At 68.2% G+C, this 8,594-nt stretch carries 7 protein-coding genes; 2 read left to right on the top strand and 5 right to left on the bottom strand.

Annotation, left to right across the window (positions count from 1 at the left end; translation table 11 throughout):
• The 5 genes from aceE to V7050_RS15110 form a co-directional block, all read right to left on the bottom strand.
• Nucleotides 1-1,593 (bottom strand): pyruvate dehydrogenase (acetyl-transferring), homodimeric type (gene aceE / locus V7050_RS15130; protein WP_324410756.1); only part of this gene is annotated, 1,593 nt, incomplete at its 3' end.
• Between the two features lie 1,041 nt (nt 1,594-2,634).
• Nucleotides 2,635-3,267, bottom strand: coding sequence for a nucleoside triphosphate hydrolase (locus tag V7050_RS15125; RefSeq protein ID WP_324367725.1), 633 nt, complete (start codon nt 3,265-3,267; stop codon nt 2,635-2,637).
• The gene (locus V7050_RS15120; RefSeq protein WP_324367727.1) at nt 3,264-4,043 is read right to left on the bottom strand and encodes an ATP-binding cassette domain-containing protein; all 780 of its coding nucleotides are present in this window, start codon (nt 4,041-4,043) and stop codon (nt 3,264-3,266) included. The genes V7050_RS15125 and V7050_RS15120 overlap by 4 nt, the downstream gene beginning before the upstream one ends.
• The gene (locus V7050_RS15115) at nt 4,040-5,107 is read right to left on the bottom strand and encodes an ABC transporter permease (RefSeq protein ID WP_324367729.1); all 1,068 of its coding nucleotides are present in this window, start codon (nt 5,105-5,107) and stop codon (nt 4,040-4,042) included. Before V7050_RS15115 ends, V7050_RS15120 begins: the two co-directional genes overlap by 4 nt.
• A gap of 88 nt (nt 5,108-5,195) precedes the next feature.
• A complete protein-coding gene (locus V7050_RS15110) occupies nt 5,196-6,206 on the bottom strand; it encodes a sugar ABC transporter substrate-binding protein (protein WP_324367755.1) in 1,011 nt (336 codons plus the stop codon).
• A gap of 168 nt (nt 6,207-6,374) precedes the next feature.
• Between V7050_RS15110 and V7050_RS15105 the strand changes: the two genes are divergently transcribed.
• Both V7050_RS15105 and V7050_RS15100 read left to right on the top strand, forming a co-directional pair.
• A complete protein-coding gene (locus tag V7050_RS15105) occupies nt 6,375-7,577 on the top strand; it encodes an ROK family transcriptional regulator (protein WP_324367731.1) in 1,203 nt (400 codons plus the stop codon).
• An 82-nt stretch (nt 7,578-7,659) separates the two neighbouring features.
• A partial coding sequence (locus V7050_RS15100) for an MFS transporter (RefSeq protein WP_324410754.1) occupies nt 7,660-8,594 on the top strand: 935 nt, incomplete at its 3' end.

Here is an 8,594-nt window from a genome sequence, read left to right as displayed (position 1 = left end):
CTGGCGGAACATGCCCTCCATGCCGAAGGTGCGGCTCTCGTCCGGAACGATCGGAACGACCTGCTTGCCGATGTTCTTGTCGCGGATGAGCGTGTTCAGCACCCGGACGAAGGCCATGGTCGTCGAGACCTGACGGTCGCCGGTGTCCTTCAGCACCGCGTCGAAGGCCGAGAGCGACGGGATCTGGAGCGGCTCGTTGTCGTGCCGGCGCAGCGGGAAGGGCCCGCCGAGCGCTTCGCGCTGCTTGAGGATATAGTCCTTCTGCTCATTGCCGAGCGTCACATAGGGCGCCTTGGCGATCTCCTTGTCGTCGACCGGGATCTTGAAGCGGTCGCGGAAGGCCACCAGCTGGTTCTCGGCCAGCTTCTTCTGCTGGTGCGTGATGTTCAGGCCCTCGCCGGCATCGCCCATGCCGTAGCCCTTGACGGTCTTGACGAGCAGCACCGTGGGCTGGCCTTCGGTCTTCACCGCGCGGTCGAAGGCGGCGAAGACCTTCTGCGGATCGTGGCCGCCGCGGCGCAGCGCCCAGATGTCGGCGTCGCTCCAGTCCTTCACCAGTTCCGCGGTCTCGGGGTACTTGCCGAAGAAATGCTCGCGGATATAGGCGCCGCTCCGCGACTTGAAGGTCTGGTAGTCGCCGTCGACGGTCTCCATCATCAGCTGGCGCAGCTTGCCGCTCTCGTCCTTCTCGAGCAGGCCGTCCCAGCCCGAGCCCCAGATCAGCTTGATGACGTTCCAGCCGGCGCCGCGGAAGTCGCCCTCGAGCTCCTGGATGATCTTCGAGTTGCCGCGCACCGGGCCGTCGAGGCGCTGCAGGTTGCAGTTGATCACGAAGATCAGGTTGTCGAGATTCTCGCGCGCCGCGAGCCCGATCGCGCCCATGCTCTCGGGCTCGTCCATCTCGCCGTCGCCGAGGAAGGCCCAGACCTTGCGGTCGGCCATGTCGATCAGCCCGCGGTTGTGCATGTATTTCATGAACCGCGCCTGGTAGATCGCCATCAGCGGGCCGAGGCCCATCGAGACGGTCGGGAACTGCCAGTAATCCGGCATCAGCCAGGGGTGCGGATAGGACGAAAGCCCCTCGCCGCCCGTCTCGGAGCGGAAGTTGTCGAGGCGCTCGGCGGTGATCCGGCCCTCCATCAGGGAGCGCGCGTAGATGCCGGGGATGGCGTGGCCCTGGAAGAATACCAGGTCGCCGCCATGCGCATCGCTGCGGGTGCGCCAGAAGTGATTGAGTCCGATGTCGTAGAGCACCGCCGACGAGGCGAAGCTCGCGATATGGCCGCCGTATTCGCTGGAGATCTTGTTGCGGCGCACGACGGTCGCCATGGCGTTCCAGCGGTTGATGGTGCGGATGCGCCATTCGAGCTCGAGGTCGCCCGGGAAGGCCGGCTGCTGGTCGACCGGAATGGTGTTCACGTAATCCGTGGTCGCGCCGAAGGGCAGGTTCGCCCCGTTCGCCCGGGCCGCCGCCACGCTCTTGTCGAGCAGGAAATGCGCACGCTCGGTGCCGTCCCTGTTGATAACGTCTTCCAGCGCGTCAAGCCACTCCCGTGTTTCCACCGGGTCGATGTCTTGAGTCCGTTCATCCATAACTGCGAGCTCCCATGCTTCGGGCGAAGTTCAGTTCCGGCGGCAAGGGTCTTCGGGACCGCGGATGCCGGCCGGCAGCAAAACTGCACGTATCCGTTCGCTCACGCATTTCCCCCCGACTGCCGCTACGCGCTGGCGATGGCCCCGTTCACTGCGCGCCATCCTGTGCGCTTTGGTGACAGAGGATTTCTTCGGAGTAAAGCGCGGGCGCGATACCGGCGCAACTTTCGGTACCGAGGGATGGGCGGCACGCGAGAATTGGGGCATCTGATTCCCGCGGGGCGCGTGGGACGGCCGCGGACGCGGGCCACCCGGCCGTCGCGACGCGATCCGGGGCCCGGCGCCCGGGGGTCGGCGATTTCCCGCCTACCCCCGCCGGACCCGCGGCCAAGCTGCGACCCAACAGGCACTTCGGCACGCAAATATCTGTTTCCTCGGACCAAGCGGGCGATGAACGCAGCGGAAACGGCGCCCCCCCGGAGCCGCCAGGAAACGGCGGAATCCGGGGCCTGAGCGACGGGCGCGAAATGTGAGGTTGCGCGGGATCGGGGCTTGGATGTTAATGACCCCGTGATCCGCCACGATGGAGATCACGGGGCCCCGGCGACCTACCCCACCCCTCATTCAAAGGTCAGCGGGGCCACCGTAATGGCGGGTTTTCGAGCACCGGGCACCCGCCAAAACGCACTTGCCGAACCTCACCGGTTCGGGGTCTCCGGTGCCGGACGCGCATCACTCAATGAAATCGTCGCACGCACCGCGGAATTCGGAACGTCGGCGTTCCAGCCTTGGCAGTATTCCAGAGCCGTTCGGGAAGAATCAACCGATATTCCGAATCACGGTTGCCGAGTGTTGCCGATCTGCCCACCCGTCCGTGGAGCCGCCGTCTCATGTCCGGGTCGCAAGCCGCTGGAGTGGCAGGAGCAATGCCGATCCGGCGTTCCGGCTGCACCGATGCCTGGAATGGCGGATACCGGTTTTTTGCGGTCCGGCCCGGAGGGCGAGGGCCGGGACCCGGTCCGAACGATTCGCCGGCGCGGGTCAGCCCGCCGGCCGCCAGACGCGATCGGGCGCCCGGCTCGTGCTCACGACCAGGCGGGCGTTGACGAGGTCGTTTCCCTCCGCCCGGGCGCGCGCGGCTTCGGGATCGAATCCGAGGTCGAGCCAGCGCCGGATCAGGCGCTCGCGCAGCACGGCCTCGGGCACGTCGATGAAGATCGTCCGATCGAAATACGGAGCGAGCGTATCCCAGGGCGAACGGTCGAGCAGGAGGTAGTTGCCCTCCACCACGACGATCGGCTGGTCCGCCCGCACGATTCGCGCCCCGGCCCGCGCAATTTCGAGGCTCCGGTCGAAGACCGGAATCGCGATCGCGTCCTCGCCCGAGCGGATGCGTTGCAGCAGCACGGCGAATCCGGCGACGTCGAAGGTTTCCGGTGCCCCCTTGCGCGCCTTGAGACCGCGCGCCTCGAGCACCGCATCGTCGAAATGGAACCCGTCCATGGGCACGAGGACGGCGCCGGGCCGCCCTTCCCTCCCGAGTCCCGCGACGAGCGCCTCCGCGAGGGAGGACTTGCCCGATCCCGGCGCGCCGGCGATCGCCACCACCAGGCGGCGATCGCCGCGGACCCTGCTCCCGATATCCTCCGCGAGCTCCGCCAGCCCCGGGCTCACGCGGCGGCGGCCTCCTCGGGCGGGGCCTTCGCGCCGGTCATGAAGGCCACGGCGTCGGACATCGTGTAGTCCTTGGGATCGATGACGCAGAGCCGCTTGCCGAGCCGATGCACGTGGATGCGGTCGGCGACCTCGAAGACATGCGGCATGTTGTGGCTGATAAGGATGATCGGCATGCCGCGCGAGCGCACGTCCTGGATCAGCTCCAGCACCTTGCGGCTTTCCTTGACGCCGAGCGCCGCCGTGGGCTCGTCGAGGATCACCACCTTCGAGCCGAAGGCGGCCGCGCGTGCCACCGCCACGCCCTGGCGCTGCCCGCCCGAGAGCGTCTCCACCGCCTGGTTGATGTTCTGGATCGTCATCAACCCCAGCTCGTTGAGCTTGTCGCGGGCGAATTTCTCCATCGCCGGACGGTCGAGCATGCGGAGCCACTCGCCCATGAACCCGGGGCGACGGATCTCGCGCCCCATGAACATGTTGTCGGCGATCGAGAGCGCCGGCGACATGGCGAGCGTCTGGTAGACGGTCTCGATGCCGGCGCCGCGGGCCTCGAGCGGCGAGCTGAACTGGATCTTCTTGCCCTCCAGCCAAATCTCGCCCTCGTCGGGGATCACCGCGCCGGAGACCGCCTTGATCAGCGAGCTCTTGCCGGCGCCGTTGTCTCCGATCACCGCCAGGATCTCGCCCGGCATCAGGTCGAAGTCGCAATGGTCGAGCGCGGTCACCTTGCCGTAGCGCTTGACGAGGTTGCGCCCCATGAGGATTGGCTCGGTCATGCTGACACCTTTCTGATCCACTGGTCGACAGCCACGGCGCCGATGATGAGCACGCCGATGAGCAGGTAGGTCCATTGCGGGTCGGTTCCGAGCAGGCGCAGGCCCAGTTCGAACACGCCCACGATCAGCGCACCGAAGAACATGCCGAGGATCGAGCCGCGCCCGCCGAAGAGCGAGATGCCCCCGATCACCACCGCGGTGATCGACTGGATATTGCCGATCTGCCCGGTGGCCGCCGCCGGCGACACCGATCCGTAGCGCCCGATCATCACCCAGCCGGCGAGCGCGCAGAAGAAGCCGGCAAGCGCATAGACCTGAACAAGCATCTTCTTGACCTGGACGCCCGACAGCGCGGCCGCCTCCGCGTCGTCGCCCACGGCATAGACATGTCGCCCCCAGGCCGTGTGCCGCAGGACGTAGGACATGATCAGGACCACAAGCACCAGAAGAATCACCCCAAGCGTCACCGTCGTCCCGCCGACGCGGAAGGTGGCGCCGAAGAGCTGCAGCATGGGCGCCTCGGCGGCGATGTCCTGACTGCGGATCGTCTCGTTCTGCGAATAGAGGAAGTTCGCGGCGAGGATGATCTGCCAGGTGCCGAGCGTCACGATGAATGGCGGCAGCCTCACGTAGGCGACCAGCGCGCCGTTGGCCATGCCCATCAGCGTGCCTGCCCCGAGGCCGACGAGGATGGAGATCGGCGCGGGGATCCCGTAGCGGAAGGTGAACTGGCCCATGATCACCGAGGTGAAGACCGCCATCGCGCCGACCGAGAGGTCGATGCCCGCGGTGAGGATCACGATGGATTGGGCACAGCCGAGGATGCCGACGACGGCGATCTGCTGAAGGATCAGGGTCAGCACCCCGGCCCGGAAGAAATTGTCGGCCGCCAGCCCGAACAAGATCACCGACGCCAGCAGCACGATCATGGGGACGGCGGACGGCGTCTGATGCAGCCAGTGCTGTATCCTGTGTCCCAGCGATTTCCGGGTGTCTTCGAACTGCGCGACGGTCTCGTTCTTGTTGACCGCCGATTCGTAGGAGTCGGTGCCTCCCGAGGCCATTGGCTTTCCTCCTCTGGGCTTGTTGCGGGAGGGGGACGGCGCGCCCGCCGCCCCCGGTGCCATTCACGCCTGCCGGATGTCGGTCAGGTCAGCCCCAGCAGAGTTCCAGGCCTTCCTCGACCGAGATCGATTCGACGCCCTCGACCGGCTCGGCGGTGATCAGCTGCGTGCCGGTGTCGAGGAAGGTCTTGCCCTCCGTCAGCTCGGGCTTCTCCCCGGTGTCGGCGAATTTCTTGATCGCCTCCATGCCGAGCGCCGCCATGTTCAGCGGGTACTGCTGCGAGGTCGCGCCGATCACGCCGTCGGCGATGTTCTGCACGCCCGGGCAGCCCCCGTCGACCGCGACCACCAGCACGTCGCCCTCGCGGCCCATCGCCTTGAGCGCCTCGTAGCCGCCGGCCGCTGCCGGTTCGTTGATGGCGTAGACCACGTTGATGTCGGGATCCTGGATCAGCAGGTTCTCCATCGCCTTGGTGCCGCCGTCGCTGGCGCCGGCCGTGACATCATGCCCGACGATGCGGGGATCGTCCTCGTCGCCGATCACGTTCGGATCCTTGGTGTCGATGCCGAAGCCGGTCATGAAGCCCTGGTCGCGCAGCACGTCCACGGTCGGCTGGCTGACGTCGAGGTCGAGGAAGGCGATCTTGGCATCCGCTGCCGCGTCGCCGAGCTTGGCGGCCGCCCATTTGCCGATCAGCTCGCCCGCCCTGAAGTTGTCGGTGGCGAAGGTGGCGTCGGCCGCGTCGGGCGGATCGAGCGGCGTGTCGAGGGCGATCACCAGGATGCCCGCATCGCGCGCCTGCTGCACCGAGGGCACGATCGCCGAAGTGTTCGACGGCGTGATCAGGATGCCGCTCGCGCCGTCGGCGATGCAGGTCTCGATGGCCGCCACCTGGCTCTCGTTGTCGCCGTCGATACGGCCGGCGTAGCTCTTGAGCTCGATGCCGAGCTCGGCCGCCTTGGCTTCCGCACCTTCGCGCATCTTCACGAAGAACGGGTTCGAGTCGGTCTTGGTGATCAGGCAGGCCGAGATGTCCTGGGCCATTGCCGGAGCCGACAAGGCTCCAAGAGCCGCGGCAGCCCAGAGGGCACGGCGCATCACGCGCATTCTCATGAATTCATCCTCCCAAGAATGTTCCCCACCGGCGCATTTCCCCGTCCGGTTCGCTCAGAAAACCAGATTCCGGATCCGCTGTCAAAAAATAAATCACTCCGAGTGATTTTTTCTGCTAAGCAGGATGTAGGGCATGGCGAATGGAGACTGGGCGTGGCCGTTCAGCGGGGCACGAATCAGGCCGGGATGCGGGCGCATAACGAGCGGCTCGTCCTGTCCCTGGTGCGCCGCAACGGGGCCCTGTCCAAGACCGAGATCGCGCGATCGACCGGCCTCTCGACGCAGACCGTCTCGGTCATCATGCGCCAGCTCGAGGCGGATCGGCTGCTGCGCCGCGAGGCGCCGCGGCGGGGCCGTGTCGGCCAGCCGCTGGTGCCGCTGTCGCTCGATCCCGACGGCGCCTATTTCATCGGCGCGAAGGTCGGGCGGCGCAGCCTCGAGGTGGTGCTGGTGGATTTCGTGGGCGCGATCCGCCATCGCATGATGCGCCCCCATGCCTTCCCCGACCCCTGCGAGATCGTCGCGGCGATCCGCGCGGAGGTCGGGCGCTGCGCGGCGACGCCGGGGATCGATCCGGAGCGGATCGCGGGCCTCGGCATCGCCGTGCCGTTCGAATTGTGGAACTGGGCGGAGGAGATCGGCGCCCCGGCGGAGGCCATGGGCGCCTGGCGCCACGCCGACATCCGGGGCGAGCTCGCCGCCCTGCTGCCCTATCCGGTCTATCTGCAGAACGACGCGACGGCCGCCTGTGGCGCCGAGCTCGCCTTCGGGGCGCATTCCGGCTTGCTGGACTACATCCATTTCTTCGTCGGCGCCTTCGTCGGCGGCGGGCTGGTGCTGAACGGGAGCCTCTTCACCGGGCGGACCGGCAATGCCGCCGCCCTGGGGTCGATGCCGGTTCCCGACGGCCGGGGCGGCACGGCGCAGCTCATCGACCGGGCCTCGCTGGTGCTGCTCGAGCGCCGGGTCGTCGAGGCGGGGCTGCCGGTGGAGGCGCTCTATGACGCCGGGGCGGACTGGGCGCCGTTCGAGCCGCAGCTGGAAGCCTGGATCGCGGGCGCGGCGCAGGGCATCGCCCATGCAGTCGCCGCCGCCGTCGCGATCATCGATTTCGAAGCCGCGGTGATCGACGGGGCGATGCCCGAGGCGGTGCGGGATCGGCTCGTGGCGCGCGTCGCGGCGGAATTGTCGGGGCTCGATCTCTCCGGGATCAAGCCGCCGGCGCTGCGGGCCGGGAGCATCGGGCCGAGCGCCCGGGCGCTCGGGGGTGCGAGCCTGCCGCTCTTCGACCGCTACCTGCTCGATCAGCACGCCCTCGTGCCGCGCGAGGCGCCGGCGGGTCCCGAGCCGGCCTGAGCCGACGGTTCGGAGGTGCTGGCGGAAGCCGGGGGCGAGGAATAGGATCCGCTTCCAGCGCATCCGATCCCTGGACCGAACCATGACGACCATCGCCGACCCGCATCTCGACGGGCGCTATGCCTGGCTCCGGCTCGCGGTCTCCGTCCTCGCGGCCACGGTGGCGAGCGTGGGCATGTGGGCGGTGATTCTGGTGCTGCCGGCGGTGCAGGCCGAATTCGGCGTCGGCCGGGCCGATGCCTCGCTGCCCTATACCGCCACGATGCTCGGCTTCGCGGCGGGAAACTTCTGGCTCGGACGCTTCGTCGACCGCTTCGGCATCGCCGTGGTGCTGACCGCGGCGGCGGTGGCGCTCGCCGCCGGCTTCGGGCTGGCGGCGGTCAGCCGCAACATCTGGGACTTCACCCTGGCCCAGGGGTTGCTCATCGGCGTCGGCACTTCGGCGGGGTTCGGGCCGCTGCTTGCCGATGTCTCGCACTGGTTCCGGCGGCGGCGCGGCATCGCGGTGGCCACCGCCGCCTGCGGCAATTACCTCGCCGGCGCGATCTGGCCGCTCGGCCTGCGCGGCATTCTCGCGGAGGACGGCTGGCGGGCGGCCTATCTCGTCATCGCCGTCATCTGCCTCGCGGTCATCGTTCCGCTGGCGCTCATGCTGCGGCGGCGACTGCCGGTGGCGGCGATGGCTTCCGGGGCACCGGGCGGCCCCGCCCAGCCGATGGCGGCGGGCTTTAGCCCCGCGACGCTGCAATGGCTGCTGGCGCTGGCCGGGATCGGCTGCTGCGTCGCCATGTCGATGCCGCAGGTCCATATCGTCGCCTATTGCGCCGATCTCGGCTACGGGGTCGCCGTCGGCGCGGAGATGCTCTCCTTGATGCTGGCGGCAGGCATCGTCAGCCGGCTGGCCTCGGGCCTGCTGGCGGACTGGATCGGCGGGGTGCGGACGCTGCTGCTCGGCTCGGTGCTGCAGGGGCTGGCGCTCCTGCTCTACCTGCCCTTCGACGGGCTCGCCTCGCTCTA

It is taken from the genome of Amaricoccus sp., from assembly GCF_036846665.1.
GTDB lineage: Bacteria > Pseudomonadota > Alphaproteobacteria > Rhodobacterales > Rhodobacteraceae > Amaricoccus.
Note: the sequence above shows the minus strand (reverse complement) of the source record. Positions and strands in the feature narration are given on the sequence as shown.